Consider the following 15,671-nt stretch of genomic DNA (forward strand, 5'->3'; position numbering starts at 1 on the left):
CGGGCAGCTCCACCAGGACCGGCGCTGACCGGGCCGGGCGCCACGGACGGTAGCCTTGGCCCGTGCCCCGTCTCTCTGAAGTCATCGCCGCGCTGGACGCTCTCTGGCCCCCCTCGCGGGCCGAGCAGTGGGACGCGGTCGGAACCGTTTGCGGCGAACCCGAAGCCGAGGTCACCCGGGTCCTGTTCGCGGTGGACCCCGTCCAGGAGATCGCCGACGAAGCCGTGGAGCTGGGGGCCGACCTGATCGTCACCCACCACCCCCTGTACCTGCGCGGTACCACCACGGTCGAGGCCGGCACCTTCAAGGGCCGCGTCGTGCACACGCTGATCAAGAACGACATCGCGCTGCACGTCGCCCACACCAACGCCGACACCGCCGACCCGGGCGTCTCCGACGCCCTCGCCGGCGCCCTGGACCTGCGGATCACCGGTCCGCTGGTGCCGGACCCGACCGACCCGGAGGGCCGCCGAGGCCTCGGCCGGATCTGCGAGCTGGACCGCCCCGAGCCCCTGCGCGAGTTCGCCGCCCGCTGCGCCGCGTGGCTGCCGCCGACCGCCCAGGGCATCCGGGTCGCCGGCGACCCGGACGCCATGATCCGGCGCGTCGCCGTCAGCGGCGGCTCCGGCGACAGCCTCCTCGCCGAGGTCCGCGCCGCCGGCGTGGACGCCTTCGTGACCGCCGACCTGCGTCACCACCCGGTGTCCGAGGCCCGCGAGCAGAGCCCACTGGCCCTCGTCGACGCGGCTCACTGGGCCACCGAGTGGCCCTGGTGCGAGCAGGCCGCCGCGCAGCTCGACGCGATCTCCGAGCGCCACGGCTGGGGTCTGCGCACCCACGTCTCGCGCACGGTCACCGACCCGTGGACGGCGCACGCGCCGTCCGTCGTCTCTTCAACTCCCTCATCTATCTCAGGAGCCCCCAACTGAACGCCGAGCCCGCCGACCAGATCCGACTTCTCGATGTCCAGGCGCTGGACGTCCGGCTGTCTCAGCTCGCCCACAAGCGCACGTCGCTGCCCGAGCACGCCGAGCTCGACACGCTCACCAAGGACCTGACGCAGCAGCGCGACCTGCTGGTCGCCGCCCAGACCCAGGCGAGCGACACGGCACGCGAGCAGACCAAGGCGGAGCAGGACGTCGACCAGGTGCGCCAGCGCGCGGTCCGCGACCAGCAGCGGCTGGACTCCGGCGTGGGCATCTCGGCCCGGGACCTGGCGAACCTGCAGAGCGAGGTCGTCTCCCTCGCCAAGCGCCAGGGCGACCTGGAGGACGTGGTCCTGGAGGTCATGGAGCGGCTGGAGGCCGCGCAGGAGCGCGTCTCCGAGCTCACCGGACGGGTCTCCGCGCTGGAGGCCAAGGTGGCCGACGCCACCGCCCGCCGTGACGCGGCCACCGCCGAGATCGACACCGAGGCCGCCAAGGTCACCAAGGACCGCGAGGTGATCGTCACCTCGATGCCGGGCGACCTGATGGCCCTGTACGAGAAGATCCGCGTCAAGCAGGGCGGGGTGGGCGCCGCGCGCCTCTACCAGCGCCGCTGCGAAGGCTGCCGGCTGGAGCTCGACATGGCCGAGGTCAACGAGATCAAGGCCGCGGCCCGCGACCAGGTCGTCCGGCACGAGAACTGCGGCCGCATCCTGGTCCGTACGGCCGACTCGGGCATCTGATGCCGCGTTTCGTCGTCGAGGCCGACGGCGGGTCCCGGGGCAACCCGGGGCCGGCCGGCTACGGCGCCGTCGTCCTCGACCCGGCCTCGGGCGAGACGCTGGCCGAGCGCGCCGAGTTCATCGGCGTCGCGACGAACAACGTGGCGGAGTACAAGGGCCTGATCGCCGGGCTCACGGCCGCCCGTGACCTCGCGTCCGACGCGGTGGTCCTGGTCCGGATGGACTCCAAACTCGTCGTCGAGCAGATGTCGGGCCGCTGGAAGATCAAGCACCCGGACATGAAGCCGCTCGCGGCCGAGGCCGCGCGGATCCTGCCCCGCGCGCAGGTGACGTACGAGTGGATCCCGCGCGAGCGGAACAAGCACGCGGACCGGCTCGCCAACGAGGCGATGGACGCGGGCAAGCGCGGCGGGCAGTGGGAGCCGTCAGCCTCCTCCGCCGCCCTCGACGCGTCCGCCGCCCGGTCCCTGGCCACCCCGCCGCCGTCCGGCCCGCCCGGGGACGCCGCCGCGGGCGCCGCAGCGGCGCGCGCCGCCCTGGCGGCCTCCCGGGGCGGCACGGACACCGCCGCCGCGCCCGCTTCCTCCTCTGTGCCGGTCGCCGTGTCGGCGCCCGCGGAGGCCGGCGCCGACACGGGCGGACCGCTCGTCGCGACGGCACCGCCCGCCGCCGCGCCCGCGGGCGGCCAGGGCTGGGCGCCCGACATGGGCGCCCCGGCCACCTTCGTGCTGCTGCGCCACGGCGAGACCGCGCTCACCCCCCAGAAGCGGTTCTCCGGAAGCGGGGGGAGCGACCCCGAGCTGTCCCCGGCCGGCCGTCGCCAGGCGGCGGCCGTCGCGGAGGCGCTCGCCGCCCGTGGCACCGTGCAGGCGGTCGTCAGCTCCCCGCTGCTCCGCTGCCGCGAGACCGCCCGGGCCGTCGCCGACCGCCTCGGACTCGACGTGAGCGTCGAACAGGGCCTGCGCGAGGTGGACTTCGGTGCCTGGGAGGGCCTGACCTTCGCCGAGGTGCAGGAACGCTTCCCGGAGGACCTCCAGGCCTGGCTGGACTCCCCGAAGGCCGCCCCCACCGGCGGCGGGGAGAGCTTCGCGGCCGCCGCCCGCAGGATCTCGGCCACCCGTGACCGGCTGCTGGCCGCCCACGCGGGGCGGACCGTCCTGCTGGTCACCCATGTGACCCCGGTCAAAACCCTGGTCCGCCTGGCCCTCGGGGCACCGCCGGAGTCGCTGTTCCGGATGGAGCTCTCGGCGGCCTCCCTCTCGGCGGTGGCCTACTACGCCGACGGCAACGCCTCGGTCCGCCTGCTGAACGACACCTCGCACCTGCGGTAGGCCCGGCCGACGGATCCCGCCCCGCCAGGCCCCCGGCCGAGCCGGATCCTTGCGGTGCGTGTGGTGCGTGTGGTGCGGGTGGTGAAGGCGGTGCGCGGTGCCGCCGAGGAGACATTCCGGCGGGGCACCGCCGGAACCTGGCGGGTGCCGTCCCACGGCAGCCGGCAACCCCGGCGGGAGCCGAAGGGTGCGGGTCGAGAACCGCGTCCCCGAACGGGAGCGGAAGCGGCAGACGAGCCGGCCTGTACGCCGGGTTCTGTCGCCCGGAGACCTCGCGGTCGCCGGGGAGACGGCCATCCATCTAGGACCGGCGTTGCCGCCGGCCTCGTGCGGTCTACCCGCGAACTCGGGCGGGCAGCCCTCAAGCGTTCGCGCAGACCCGTCCGGGGACGGATCCTCTTGACCTTGCTCCAGGTGGGGTTTACCTAGCCGCCTGGGTCACCCCAGGCGCTGGTGGTCTCTTACACCACCGTTTCACCCTTACCGGGGGCCGAAGCCCCTGGCGGTCTGTTTTCTGTGGCACTGTCCCGCGGGTCACCCCGGGTGGGCGTTACCCACCACCCTGCCCTGTGGAGCCCGGACGTTCCTCGGCGGGATCCGAAGATCCCGACGCGGCCGCCCGGCCGACTCGTCTGCCGTGGCGACCATGGTACCGGCTGTGTCATCGCCGCTTGACCTTGCCGCGACGGCAAGGTTTCTACTGGGGTCATGCGGATCGGAGAGATCGCCGCGGTCGTCGGGGTCACCACCCGGGCGATCCGGCACTACCACCATGTCGGGCTGCTCCCGGAACCGGAGCGGCGCCCCAACGGCTACCGGGCCTACACCGTCCGGGACGCCGTCCTGCTGGCCCGCGTACGGCGGCTCACCGAGCTCGGCCTCAGCCTCGACGAGGTGCGCGACGTCCTCGCGGACGACGCCGGGCGCGACCTGGCGGACGTCCTGGAGGAGCTCGACGCCGACCTCGCCCGGCAGGAGTCCGAGATCAAGGAACGGCGGCGACGGCTCGCGGTGCTCCTGGCCGCCGGGCCGGGGGAGGGCGAGCCGATGTCGCCCGCGCTCGCCGGGCTGCTGGCGAAGGCGCCGCGCACGACCTCGCCGTCCGCGGCGAAGGACCGCGAACACCTGACGCTCCTCGACGCGTCGGGCGCGGGCGGCGAGGAGGTCTACGCCGCGCTCGGACCGCTGGCCGCCGACCCCGGGGTGCTCGCCCTGTACGAGCGGCTGGACGAACTCGCCGACGCCTGCGCGGACGACCCACGGATCCCGGGCCTGGCCGCGGAGCTGGTGGCCGTGGTCCCCGACGAGGTGTTCGCCGCGATCCCCCGGAACGGGGCGGTCGTGGCCGGGTTCCAGGAGGCGCTGCTCGCCGAGTACGCGCCCGCGCAGGCGGAGGTCGTTCGCCGCGTCATGCAGGCCTTCATCGAGCGGGGGCGCCGATGATCCGCGCCGTACGGGCGGCGCGGATCGCGGCGGCCGCTGTCCTGCCGGCCGAGCTGGTGCTCGTGGTGTGCCGGGCGGCCGGGGTGCGGCTGCCCACGCCGGCCCTGGCCGCGGCCGGAGCCGGCGTGTTCGCGGTGCTCCTGCTCCAGATAGGGGTGCTGCGCGGGCTGTACGCCGCCGCCCGGGCCGCCGGCGGGGAACCCCGGGCCGCCCTGCGGACGGCGGTCCGGGCCATGGTCCCGGTCCAGGTGCGGCGGCTGCTGCGGCACGAGCTGCGCGCCGGAGCCTCCCTCGGCCGGTGGGTCCTGCGCAGGAAGCACGGGGTGCGGCACGGCGACCTCGCCGCCGCGTACGCCGGGCCGCAGACGGCCATGATGTACGGGATGGTCTTCGTGTCGGTGGTCGAGACCGTGGCGCTGGCCCTCCTTATCCCCTGGCCGGCGGTCCACCGGGCGGTGCTCGTGCTGGACGTGTACGGGATCGTGCTGGTGATCGCCCTGCACGCCGCCTGCGTCACCCGACCGCACGTGGTCGGTGCCGACGGCTCGTTGCGGATCCGCTACGGCGCCCTCTTCGACCTCGTCGTCCCGCCGGACGCGGTGGCCTCGGTACGGGTGGAGCGCCGCTATCCGGAGGGGCGGCTGGTCACGGTCTCCGACGACGGGGTGCTCGACCTCATCGTCGGCAGTCAGACCACGGTGACCCTGGAGCTGAGCCGCCCGCTCGCCTTCACCCGCCCGCTCGGCGCCCGCGGATCGGCCACCACCGTCCGCTTCCACGCGGACGACCCCGGCACCCTGGTCTCGGCCCTGCGCCGGCCGGCGTAGGGCGGGGCGGGACCGGCGGGCGTCTACCCTGGCCGGGGGGCCGCACCCCCTGTGCCGTGCCGTACTGAAGGAGAACCACCGTGCTCGTGCTGCTGCCGCCCTCCGAGGGAAAGGCCGCCGGAGGCTCCGGCGCACCGCTGGAGCCGCAGGAGCTGTCGCTGCCGGGTCTGGCGCAGGCCCGGGCGGCGGTGCTGGCGGAGCTCGTCGACCTGTGCTCGGGCGACGAGCTGAAGGCCCGTGAGGTGCTGGGCCTGAGCGAGAGCCTGCGGGGCGAGGTCGCGAAGAACGCGGAGCTGCGCTCGGCGGCGGCCCGCCCGGCGGGGGAGGTCTACACCGGCGTGCTCTACGACGCGCTGGGCCTGGCCGACCTGCCGGCGCCGGCGCGGGCGATGGCCGAGGACACGCTGCTCGTCTTCTCCGGGCTGTGGGGCGCGGTGCGCGTCACCGACCGCATCCCCTCCTACCGCTGCTCGATGGGCGTGAAGCTCCCGGGGCTGGGGGCGCTCGGCGCGTACTGGCGCGCGCCGATGGCGGCGGTGCTGCCCGCCGCCGCCGGGGACGGGCTCGTACTGGACCTTCGTTCGGCGGCGTACGCGACGGCGTGGAAGCCCAGGGGCGAGGTCGCGGGTCGGACCGCGACGGTGCGGGTGCTGCACGCGCAGACGGTCGACGGCGTGGAGAAGCGGTCCGTGGTGAGCCACTTCAACAAGGCCACGAAGGGCCGGCTGGTCCGGGACCTGCTGGTGGCGGGTGCCGTGCCCGGTTCGCCCGCCGAGTTGGTGACGGCCCTGCGGGACCTGGGGTACGTCGTCGAGGCGGAAGCCCCCGCGAAGGCGGGCCGGGCCTGGTCCCTCGACGTGGTCGTGACGCAGATCCACCACTGACGTGCGGCGGCCGCTGCCGCTCCTCAGCGGCCGAGCGGCCAGGCCACCGTCGCCGGCGTGCGGTCGGAGGTGTCGGCGTACGCGGCGCAGGCGTCCGTCAGGGTCTCCAGGAGGGTCAGCGGGTCCGGGAGGGGGTGTTCCATGCCGCGGATCCAGCTCACCGCATGGTCGCCGGGGAGGGCCGCCGGCGGGACCAGGACGTAGCTGCCGCGGCAGTGCCAGCGCAGGCCCGGGTGCTCGTCCATGGTCTCGGGGTGGCAGTCCAGCGCGCACGGCCACCACTCGTCTTCGTCCTCGGGGGTGCCGCGGGTGGCGGTGAAGAAGAGCATCCGGGCCTGGTCGCCGGTGCCGCCCGATTCGGCGACGGGGCCGACCTTGACGCCGGCCTCCAGGAGCCGTGCCAGGGCGGCGGCGCCGGCTTCCAGCGGGACGTCGAGCACGTCGTGGACCATGCCGGTCGCGGTGATGAAGTTGGCCTCGGGCTGGTTGCGGGCCCACCGCTCGATCTGCGCGCGGTCGGTGGTCGACTGGGTCTGCCAGGCGAAGGAGACCGGATGCCGTGCCGGGGTCGGACAGCCGATGCGGTCGCACGAGCACCGGTATTCGGCGGGATGGGCCGCGGGGGCGAGGGGAAGACCGGCGGCGGCAACGGCCACGAGGAGCGCCTCGCGGTCCCGTGCGGGGTCCTCGGCGGTGGGTTTCTGCCGCCGGCGCAGCCATTGGGAAATCCTGCTCTGCTCGCCGCGTTTGACGCGGCCGGACTCAGACCCCATCGATCCCCTCACCTCACCGTTACCCCGGCAGACCTTCACATGGTCCCACCATCCTGCGCCCAGGGTGACCGCTCTTCGAGACCGGGGGGCCGTGGACGGGTGACCGCGAATACCTGCATACCGGCAGAATCAGTGCAAACATGCCCGGGTGAACGCAGGGGGTCGGGCGTCTAGCGGGCGGTGACGTTTGCCACCCCGCCGAGCACCCGGTCCACCAGCGCGTCGGTGTACGCGTGCGTGAGCGGCGCGGTGCGCATCAACCAGCGGTAGGTCAGCGGCCCCACCAGCATCTCGACCGTGAGCCGCAGATCGGTGTCCGGCGCGAGCTGGCCGGCCTCGCGGGCCGTGCGCAACCGGGCCTCGTAGAGGGCGAGCTGGGGCTCCAGGAGCTGCTCGGTGAACCGGGCGCCGAGCTCGGGGTCGCTGGCGCCGGCCGCCGTCAGGGCGCGCACGGGGGCCTCGTACTTCTCGTCGTTGAACTCGTCGACCGTCGCCCGCATCACGTGCTTCAGGTCGGCGGCGAGGTCCCCGGTGTCGGGGAAGCCGGTCCACCCGGCGTCCGTCTCCGCGTCCCCGGCGAGGGCGAGGGAGGCCTCCAGGAGGACGGCGGCCTTCGAGGGCCACCACCGGTAGATGGTCTGCTTGCCGACGCCGGCCCGGGCGGCGATGGCCTCGATGGTCAGCTTGTTGTAGCCGACCTCCCCGACCAGGGCGAGCGCGGCATCGAGGATGGCGCGCCGGGAGCGGTCGCTGCGGCGCGCGGCGTCAGGGGTCTTGGGCATGCCCCGAAGCTATCAAGCGAGACGTCTCGTCTCTTCGTCTCTCCGGCTCTCATCGTTTCGGTAAACCACCCCATCGGTCCACTGCGCCGTCCCGGTCGAGGAGGCACGATTCTCTCCAGCACTCGTCCCGAGTCGTGAAAGTCGTGAGGAGCCTTCTTTGCGCAGAGACGCCACACCCCGGCGCTACCTGATGTGCCCACCTGCACACTTCAAGGTCACGTACTCCATCAATCCGTGGATGGATCCCACGAAACCGGTGGACCTCCCCCTCGCCCTGACCCAGTGGGAGGACCTCAGGGACCGCTACTTGTCCCTCGGCCACGCCGTGGAGACGCTCGTACCCGATCCCGCGCTGCCCGACATGGTGTTCGCGGCGAACGGGGCCCTGGTGGTCGACGGCCGGGTCCTCGGGGCCCGGTTCGCCCACCGGGAAAGGGGCCCCGAGGCCGACATCCACCTCGACTGGTTCCGCGGACACGGATACCGGGACATCCACGAGCCCGCCCACGTCAACGAGGGCGAGGGCGACTTCGCCGTCACGGCGAGCTTCATCCTCGCCGGGCGCGGCTTCCGATCCAGCCCGCTCTCGCATGACGAGGCCCAGGAGTTCTTCGGCCGCCCCGTCATCGGCCTCGACCTGGTGGACCCGCGCTACTACCACCTCGACACGGCGCTCAGCGTCCTCGACGGCGACGAGGTCATGTACTACCCGGAGGCCTTCTCGCCCGGCAGCAGGGGCGTGCTCCGCAGGCTCTTCCCCGACGCGCTGATCGCCGACGGCAGGGACGCGGCCGCCCTCGGCCTGAACGCGGTGTCCGACGGCCGGCACGTCCTGCTCCCGCAGGCGGCCACCGGGCTGTTCGGCCCGCTGCGCGACCGGGGCTTCGAGCCGATCCCGATGGACCTGGGAGAGCTGCTCAAGGGCGGCGGCAGCGTGAAGTGCTGCACCCAGGAGCTGCGCCCGTAGGACCAGGCACTGCCTATTCCGCCGAGGGCGGCGGCCAGGCCCGGCCCCAGTCGGCGTCCCGTGCGGCCCTGTAGAGGTCGCCGTGGCGCTTGGTCACGTTGACCCGGGTCAGGCCCGCGCCGTCGCCCTCCTCGGGGCCGCACAGCTCCAACAGCACCAGCCCCTTGCGGATCTGCGGCCTGCGCGTGATCCGGAAGGCGGCCGGCTCCACGGGGAAGCGGGTCGCGGCGACGTAGCTGAACTTCTCGTCCTCGTACGGGAGCGAGCCGCCCTTGACCTGGCGGTGCAGGGAGGAGCGGCTGACCCGCGCCGAGAAGTGGCACCAGTCCTTGCCCACCTCGATGGGACAGGTCCCGTCGTGCGGGCAGGGGGCGGCCACCTTCAGCCCGGCCGCGATCAGCTGGTCGCGGGCCTCGCGGATGCGCAGGTACCCCTCGGGCGTGCCCGGCTCGATCAGCACCACGGCCCGGCCGGCCCGCGCCGCCTCGGCGACGACGGCCGTGCGGGCCTGCCCGGTCAGCTCGCCGAGCACGTACGACACCGTCACCAGGTCGGCGTCGGGGACCGACAGCCCTGAGCCGATGACGGCCCGCCGCCACTCGGCGCCGCGCAGCACGGGCGAGCCGGAGGCCGCCGCCAGCTCCCGGCCGAGGGCCAGGGCCGGCTCGGCCCAGTCCAGCACGGTGGTGCGCCGCGGGCCGTCCCAGGTGGCGTCCACCGCCCAGGCCGCCGCCCCCGTACCGCCGCCGATGTCCACGTGCGAGGCGGGCGCCCAGCCGGGTGCCGCCGCGGCCAGCCCGTGCAGGGCGGCCCGTACGGCCTCGAAGGTGGCGGGCATGCGGTAGGCCGCGTACGCCGCGACGTCCGAGCGGTCGCGTAGTACGGGCGCGTCCGTGGGGGTCCGCCCCCGGTAGTTGGCGATGAGCCGCTCGACGGCGGCGGAGGCCTGCTTGGGCGGGAGCCCGTCGAGCAGCCCGCCGAGCGTGCTGCGGAGGGACTCGGCGGTGGTGGGGGCGGAGGCGTTCACCTGCCGAGTTTACGGCGGTCCGGGGCCGGGACCGCCCTCGGGGCCCGGCCCCGGATCGGGCCGCCCGGTTCAGTCCCCGGCCGGGGCGGGCGCGGTCTGCTCGTCCCGCTGCCGCCAGGGCCGGCACAGGGCCAGGAAACAGCTGACCGACACCAGCGCGCACACCAGCTGCACCAGTGCCATCGGAACCGCGGTGCCCTCGCCCGCGATGCCGACCAGCGGCGAGGCGATCGCGCCGACCAGGAAGGACGAGGTGCCGAGCAGCGCGGAGGCCGATCCCGCCGCGTGCGGGGTCCGCATCAGCGCCTGCGCGTTGGTGTTCGGCAGCACGATGCCCATCGCCGACATCAGCACGAACAGTGCGGCGGCGACGGGGGTCAGCCCGACCTCGCCGACGGCGCCCGTCGTCATCAGCAGCAGGGACACCGCGCAGGCCGTGACGACCGCGAGCCCGACGGCCAGCACCTTGTCCAGGCGGACCCGGCCGACCAGCAGCTTGCCGTTGATCTGGCCGACGAGGATCAAGCCGACCGAGTTCAGGCCGAAGAGCAGGGAGAAGGTCTGGGGCGAGGCCCCGTAGATCTCCTGCACCACGAAGGGGGAGGCGGAGATGTAGGAGAAGAGGACGGCGAAGGCGAAGCCGCCGGTCAGGGTGTAGCCGGTGAAGACCCGGTCGCCGAGCAGCCCGCGCATGGTCCGCAGCGCCGAGCCGACACCGCCGGTGTGCCGCAGCGCGGGCGGCAGGGTCTCGCCGAGGCCGCGCCAGACCATCAGGGTGAGGACCGCGCCGACGCCGGTGAGGACGAGGAAGACCCCCCGCCAGTCGGCGAAGCGCAGCACCTGGCCTCCTATGAGGGGCGCGACGATCGGGGCGGCCCCGGATATGAGCATCAGCGTGGAGAAGAAGCGGGCCATCTCGTCGCCGTCGTACAGGTCGCGCACGACGGCACGCGCGATGACGACGCCGGCGGACCCGGCCAGCCCCTGGAGCAGCCGGAAGGAGATCAGCAGCTCGGCGGTCGGGGCGAGGGCGCAGATCGCGGTGGCCAGGACGTAGACGACCATGCCGGCGAGCAGCGGCCGGCGGCGGCCCCACCGGTCGCTCATCGGGCCGATGACGAGCTGGCCGAGGGCCATGCCGGCGAGGCACGCGGTGAGGGTCAGCTGGATCGTCGCGGCAGGGCTGCGGAGGGCGTCGGTGACCTGCGGCAGGGCCGGCAGGTACATGTCCATGGACAGCGGCGGGAGGGCGGTCAGACCACCGAGTACGAAGGTGACGAGCAGGCTCGTGCGGCGGGCGCGCGCCAGGGACGCGGGTGCGGAGCGGGCGGAGGGCGAATCGGGCGACGAATCGTGCGAGGGTGCCGTCGCGGGGCCTCTCTCCGACATGCGGAACTCCAGTCTTCTCATCTGCTCTTATGCACCCCTGACCGACCCATGTTCTCAGCAATCGGAACGTCCCGGGACCTGGGCGTGCTGTGACGTACCCTGCGGCCCCATGGACGAACCTACGAAGAAGACCGCCGTGGTGACCGGTGCCGGCTCCGGGATCGGGCGTTCCGTGGCGCTGGCCCTGGCCGCGGCGGGATGGGCCGTGGCCCTGGCCGGCCGCCGGGTCGGACCGCTGGAGGAGACCGCCGCCGCGGCCGGGGCGGCGGCCGACGTCCTGTGCGTGCCGGCCGACGTCAGCGACCCGGACGACGTCACTCGGCTGTTCGAGTCAGTGCGGGCCCGGTACGGGCGCCTCGACCTGCTCTTCAACAACGCGGGCACCTTCGGCCCCGGCGGCGTTCCGCTGGAGGACATCACCTACGACGCCTGGCGCTCGGTCGTCGACGTCAACCTGACCGGTGCCTTCCTGTGCGCGCAGGCCGCCTTCCGGCAGATGAAGGGGCAGGATCCGCAGGGCGGACGCATCATCAACAACGGCTCCATCTCCGCCCACGTGCCCCGCCCGAACTCGATCGCCTACACCGCGACCAAGCACGCGATGACCGGCCTGACGAAGTCCCTGTCGCTCGACGGGCGGCCGTACCGCATCGCCTGCGGTCAGATCGACATCGGCAACGCGGCGACCGAGATGACCGAGCGGATGCAGACCGGCATCCTCCAGGCCAACGGGCAGCTGGCCGTCGAGCCGGTCATGGACGCCGCCGACGTCGCCCGTACGGTCCGGCACATGGCCGAGCTCCCGCTGGAGGCGAACGTGCAGTTCGCGACGGTGATGGCCACCTCCATGCCGTACATCGGCCGCGGCTGAGCCGCCGGCCCGCCCGGCGCCCGTTGCCACGGCGCACCGACGGCGCCGATCATGACCGCATGACCGATACCGAGGTACTGCGCTACACCGCGTTCTCCGGCGACCCGGACGGCGGCAACCCCGCCGGGGTCGTGCTCGACGCCTCCGGGCTGGACGAGGACGCGATGCTGGAGATCGCCGCCGGGCTGGGCTACAGCGAGACGGCCTTCCTCACCGCCCCGCCCGAGGGGCTCGGCGGCCGGGAGGGCCGCTCCTTCACCGTGCGCTACTTCAGCCCGAAGGCGGAGGTTCCCTTCTGCGGCCACGCCACCGTCGCCACGGCCGTAGCGCTGGCGGAGCGGACCGGCCCCGGCGAACTGCTCCTCGCCACCCGCGCGGGAACCGTCCCGGTGTCCGTCACCGCCGAGGACGGCCGCCTGCGGGCCACGCTGACCAGCGTCGAGCCGCACACCGAGGAGATCGGAGCCGCCGACCTCGCCGAGGCACTCGCCGCGCTGGACTGGCCGCGGGCCGACCTCGACCCGGCGTTCCCGCCGCGGATCGCCTACGCCGGAGCCCGCCACCTGGTGCTCGGCGCCGCCACCCGGGCCCGGCTCGCGGACCTCGACTACGACTTCGCCCGGCTGGAGGCGCTGATGCGGCGCCTGGACCTCACCACGGTCCAACTGGTGCACCGGACGGGTCCGCGGGAGTTCCACGTGCGCGACCCCTTCCCGGTCGGCGGCGTGGTCGAGGACCCGGCGACCGGGGCCGCGGCGGCCGCCTTCGGCGCCTACGCCCGAGAGCTCGGCCTCGTCCCGCAGGACGCCGTGCTGACCCTGCACCAGGGCGCGGACATGGGCCGCCCCGGAGTGCTCACGGTCGAACTGCGCGAAGGCGAGCGCCGCGTCCGCGTGGGCGGCACAGCGGTCCGCATCCCGTGAGCACGGCTCTGCGGGTGCTGGGGTTCGCCGAGCCGGACGTGCCCGGACGGCTGGCCCGCCAGGTGGCCGACCTGGAAGCAGAGGCCTGGCCCGGCTCCACCCCGGGGCACGACCCGGCGCTGGCGCCGCGCACCCTCCTCCTCGTCGACGACGAGGGGACGGTGGCCGCCGCGCTGGCGCTGCTGTACAAGGGGATCCCGCTCGCCGGCCGCACGTACCGGGCGGCCGGCCTCAGCTCCGTCGTGACCCGGAGCACGCGGCGCGGACAGGGGCTCGGCGGGCGGCTGGTGTCGGCCGCCCGCGCGGAACTCGCCGCGGACCCGGCCGTGGACCTGGCGCTGTTCAGCTGCGACCGGGCCCTCGCGCCGTTCTACGAGGCGGCCGGCTTCGCAGCGCTGCCCGGCACGGTCCTCGTGGGCGGCACCCCCGAGGACCCGCTGGCCACCGACGCCGCGGGCTTCGACAAGGTGGTGATGGCGGCGTTCTTCACCGGCGCCCCGGGCGTGGACCGAGCGGCCTTCACCGCCGTGCGCGTCCCGCTCCACCCCGGGGGCGTCGACCGGCTCTGGTGACCCGTCAGCCGGCGGGCTCGCTGCCCGAGGGGGCGGAGGCCCGGGGCGGGGTGCCCGCCGGGCCGCCGCGCCCGCGCTCGGCGAAGAACAGGACCAGCACGGGGACCAGGTACAGCGCCCACACCGTCAGCTGGAGGACGGTCGGGTCCGGCTGGAAGTTGAAGACGCCCTTGAGCAGCGTCCCGTACCAGCTGTCCGGCGGGACGGCCGTGCTGACGTCGAAGGCCCTGTCGTTCAGACCGCCCAGGAAGCGGGCCTCCTGGAGGTCGTGGACGCCGTACGCGAGCACGCCGGCCGCCACCACCACCAGCATCGCGCCGGTCCACCGGAAGAACTTCGCCAGGTTGATCCGCAGGGCGCCCCGGTAGAAGAGGTACCCCAGCACGATCGCGGTCGCGATGCCCAGCAGCACCCCGATCAGCGGAGCCGAGGAGCCCTCGCCGCTGGCCCGTACCGACGCCCACACGAACAGGGCGGTCTCCAGGCCCTCCCGGCCGACCGCCAGGAAGGCCGTCGCGACGAGTGCGCCGGTGCCCATGGCGAGCGCGGTGTCGAGCTTGCCGTGCAGCTCGGCCTTCAGGTGCCGCGCGGTGCGCTTCATCCAGAAGACCATCCACGTCACCAGCCCCACCGAGATGATCGACAGGCTGCCGCCCAGCAGCTCCTGTGCCTCGAAGGTCAGCTCCTGGGAGCCGAATTCGAGCAGGGCGCCGAAGGCGAGCGAGAGCGCGCAGGCGATCCCGATGCCGAGCCACACGGGACGCAGGGCGTCCCGGCGGCCGGTCTTGACGAGGTACGCGACCAGGATGCAGACGACCAGGCTGGCCTCCAGCCCCTCGCGCAGGCCGATCAGATAGTTGCCGAACACGGCGGTTCTTCCTCTCCGGCGGGGACTCAGGCGAACAGCGCCCGACCCCACCAGTCGTCCTTGTCACGGACGCCCGGCGGGACGGCGAAGACGGCCGAACCCACGTGCTGGATGTATTCGTTGAGAACGTCGGACTTCGCCAGGTTGCGCTGGATCGGGACGAAGCCCGTGCGCACGTCGCGCTGGTAGGCCAGGAAGAACAGGCCCGCGTCGAGGCGGCCCAGGCCGTCCGTGCCGTCGGTGAAGGAGTAGCCGCGCCGCAGGATCGTCGCACCGTTGTTGGAGTCGGGGTGCGCGAGACGGACGTGGGAGTCCGGCTTCATCGCCTTCAGGAAGGGCTCGTCGCGTTCCCTGGACTTGCCCACGGGGGCTCCCTCGCCCTTGTCGCGGCCGAAGATGTCCTCCTGCTCCTGGAGCGGGGTCCGGTCCCAGGTCTCGATGTTCATCCGGATCCGGCGCGCCACCAGGTACGAGCCGCCCGTCAGCCAGTCGCTGCCGTCGCCCGCGCCGACCCACACGTGCCGGTCCAGGGCGGCCTTGTCGGTGCCCGAGACGTTTCGTGTGCCGTCCTTGAAGCCCATCATGTTGCGCGGGGTCTGCTCGTCGGGCGTCGTCGAGGACGTCTTGCCGAAGCCGAGCTGCGACCAGCGGACCGCGACCCGACCGAAGCCGATCCGGGCCAGCTGGCGGATGGCGTGCACCGCGACCTGCGGATCGTCGGCACACGCCTGGACACAGAGGTCGCCGCCGGAGCGGGCCGGGTCCAGGTTGTCGCCGGGGAACAGCTCCAGGTCCACCAGGGCCTCGGGGCGCCGGCCCTCCAGCCCGAACCGGTCCTTGGCGAACAGGCCCGGACCGAAGCCGACGGTCAGGGTGAGCCGGGAGGGCTTCAGGCCGAGGGCCTCGCCGGTGTCGGTCGGCGGCGCCTCCGGCCGGCCCTCGTACACGTCGCCGACCGGCAGGCCCGCCGTCATCAGACGGGCCGCGGCCGTCCACTCCTTGAGGAGTGCGACCAGCTCCGCGCGGTCCTTCGTCTTCACGTCGAAGGCCGCGAAGTGCAGGCGGTCCTGCACGGCGCTCGCGATCCCGGCCTGGTGCTCGCCGTGGAAGGGCACGGCCGCGCCGGCGGCCGACGCCGACACCATGTCGGTGCCGCCGCCGAAGGCCGCGGCGGCACCGCCGGCCGCGGCGGCACCGAGCGCGAGCCCGGCACCACCCCAGCCGAGTACCGCGCGACGGGAGGGCGCGGCCCCCGCTGCCGCCGAAGAGGCGTCGCCGTCGTGCTGCGGCTGCCCGGCGGCCGCTTGAGACTCGGTCATCGTCTACTCCCGTCCGGTTCCGTTCC

The 15,671-nt window shown here is 74.0% G+C and carries 15 protein-coding genes, 1 other RNA gene and 1 pseudogene; 10 read left to right on the top strand and 7 right to left on the bottom strand.

The features are described from left to right. The first annotated feature begins 62 nt into the window (after window positions 1-62). From ACFW2G_RS14170 to ACFW2G_RS14180, 3 genes are read left to right on the top strand one after another with little or no spacing between them, the layout of a single operon-like run. Window positions 63-929: a Nif3-like dinuclear metal center hexameric protein gene (locus ACFW2G_RS14170; RefSeq protein WP_078556970.1), complete on the top strand. Its 867-nt coding sequence runs from the start codon at window positions 63-65 to the stop codon at window positions 927-929. Beyond that, window positions 926-1,669, top strand: a complete 744-nt coding sequence (locus ACFW2G_RS14175; protein ID WP_201773415.1) for a zinc ribbon domain-containing protein — start codon at window positions 926-928, stop codon at window positions 1,667-1,669. Before ACFW2G_RS14170 ends, ACFW2G_RS14175 begins: the two co-directional genes overlap by 4 nt. Continuing rightward, window positions 1,669-3,000 (top strand): bifunctional RNase H/acid phosphatase, encoded by a 1,332-nt coding sequence (locus tag ACFW2G_RS14180; protein WP_384452409.1) that lies wholly within the window; start codon window positions 1,669-1,671, stop codon window positions 2,998-3,000. Before ACFW2G_RS14175 ends, ACFW2G_RS14180 begins: the two co-directional genes overlap by 1 nt. Before the next feature lie 229 nt (window positions 3,001-3,229). On the opposite strand, the gene rnpB is transcribed toward ACFW2G_RS14180, so the two are convergent. Then, an RNA gene (rnpB, locus tag ACFW2G_RS14185) (RNase P RNA component class A) lies at window positions 3,230-3,631 on the bottom strand. Between the two features lie 77 nt (window positions 3,632-3,708). On the opposite strand from rnpB, the gene ACFW2G_RS14190 reads away from it, so the two are divergent. The 3 genes from ACFW2G_RS14190 (at window position 3,709) to yaaA (ending at window position 6,154) form a co-directional block, all read left to right on the top strand. After that, the gene (locus ACFW2G_RS14190; RefSeq protein WP_384452412.1) at window positions 3,709-4,443 is read left to right on the top strand and encodes a MerR family transcriptional regulator; all 735 of its coding nucleotides are present in this window, start codon (window positions 3,709-3,711) and stop codon (window positions 4,441-4,443) included. Further along, window positions 4,440-5,270, top strand: a complete 831-nt coding sequence (locus tag ACFW2G_RS14195) for a hypothetical protein (protein ID WP_384583618.1) — start codon at window positions 4,440-4,442, stop codon at window positions 5,268-5,270. The genes ACFW2G_RS14190 and ACFW2G_RS14195 overlap by 4 nt, the downstream gene beginning before the upstream one ends. Before the next feature lie 80 nt (window positions 5,271-5,350). Then, a complete protein-coding gene (yaaA, locus tag ACFW2G_RS14200) occupies window positions 5,351-6,154 on the top strand; it encodes a peroxide stress protein YaaA (protein ID WP_384583615.1) in 804 nt (267 codons plus the stop codon). Between the two features lie 23 nt (window positions 6,155-6,177). Here yaaA and ACFW2G_RS14205 read toward each other — a convergent pair whose 3' ends face one another. Further along, complete coding sequence (locus tag ACFW2G_RS14205; RefSeq protein WP_384452421.1) at window positions 6,178-6,927, bottom strand: bifunctional DNA primase/polymerase; 750 nt, start codon at window positions 6,925-6,927, stop codon at window positions 6,178-6,180. Between the two features lie 170 nt (window positions 6,928-7,097). Next, complete coding sequence (locus ACFW2G_RS14210) at window positions 7,098-7,709, bottom strand: TetR/AcrR family transcriptional regulator (protein ID WP_037927327.1); 612 nt, start codon at window positions 7,707-7,709, stop codon at window positions 7,098-7,100. Between the two features lie 139 nt (window positions 7,710-7,848). Between ACFW2G_RS14210 and ddaH the strand changes: the two are divergent. Then, a pseudogene (ddaH, locus tag ACFW2G_RS14215) lies at window positions 7,849-8,676 on the top strand (dimethylargininase); the annotation flags it as partial. A gap of 13 nt (window positions 8,677-8,689) precedes the next feature. Here ddaH and ACFW2G_RS14220 read toward each other — a convergent pair. Both ACFW2G_RS14220 and ACFW2G_RS14225 read right to left on the bottom strand, forming a co-directional pair. Then, window positions 8,690-9,703: a small ribosomal subunit Rsm22 family protein gene (locus ACFW2G_RS14220; RefSeq protein WP_384583612.1), complete on the bottom strand. Its 1,014-nt coding sequence runs from the start codon at window positions 9,701-9,703 to the stop codon at window positions 8,690-8,692. 69 nt (window positions 9,704-9,772) lie between these two features. Beyond that, window positions 9,773-11,092: a multidrug effflux MFS transporter gene (locus ACFW2G_RS14225; RefSeq protein ID WP_384583609.1), complete on the bottom strand. Its 1,320-nt coding sequence runs from the start codon at window positions 11,090-11,092 to the stop codon at window positions 9,773-9,775. Between the two features lie 109 nt (window positions 11,093-11,201). Here ACFW2G_RS14225 and ACFW2G_RS14230 point away from each other — a divergent pair, with 109 nt between their 5' ends. From ACFW2G_RS14230 to ACFW2G_RS14240, 3 genes are read left to right on the top strand one after another with little or no spacing between them, the layout of a single operon-like run. After that, window positions 11,202-11,963, top strand: coding sequence for an SDR family oxidoreductase (locus tag ACFW2G_RS14230; RefSeq protein ID WP_037927317.1), 762 nt, complete (start codon window positions 11,202-11,204; stop codon window positions 11,961-11,963). Window positions 11,964-12,022: 59 nt separating this feature from the next. Next, window positions 12,023-12,886 (top strand): PhzF family phenazine biosynthesis protein, encoded by an 864-nt coding sequence (locus ACFW2G_RS14235; RefSeq protein WP_037927314.1) that lies wholly within the window; start codon window positions 12,023-12,025, stop codon window positions 12,884-12,886. Further along, on the top strand, window positions 12,883-13,458 hold the full coding sequence (locus ACFW2G_RS14240; RefSeq protein ID WP_384583605.1) for a GNAT family N-acetyltransferase: 576 nt from the start codon (window positions 12,883-12,885) through the stop codon (window positions 13,456-13,458). Before ACFW2G_RS14235 ends, ACFW2G_RS14240 begins: the two co-directional genes overlap by 4 nt. Window positions 13,459-13,462: 4 nt before the next feature. Here the strand turns inward: ACFW2G_RS14240 and efeU are convergent, their stop codons facing one another. Beyond that, window positions 13,463-14,326 carry an iron uptake transporter permease EfeU gene (efeU, locus tag ACFW2G_RS14245; RefSeq protein ID WP_037927306.1) on the bottom strand — a complete coding sequence of 288 codons (864 nt, stop codon included), beginning with the start codon at window positions 14,324-14,326 and terminating at the stop codon, window positions 13,463-13,465. A 26-nt stretch (window positions 14,327-14,352) separates the two neighbouring features. Next, a complete protein-coding gene (gene efeB, locus ACFW2G_RS14250; RefSeq protein ID WP_384585228.1) occupies window positions 14,353-15,645 on the bottom strand; it encodes an iron uptake transporter deferrochelatase/peroxidase subunit in 1,293 nt (430 codons plus the stop codon). Window positions 15,646-15,671 lie beyond the last annotated feature (26 nt).

Origin of the sequence: Streptomyces sp. NPDC058880, assembly GCF_042742535.1 — a bacterium.
Taxonomy (GTDB): Bacteria; Actinomycetota; Actinomycetes; order Streptomycetales; family Streptomycetaceae; genus Streptomyces.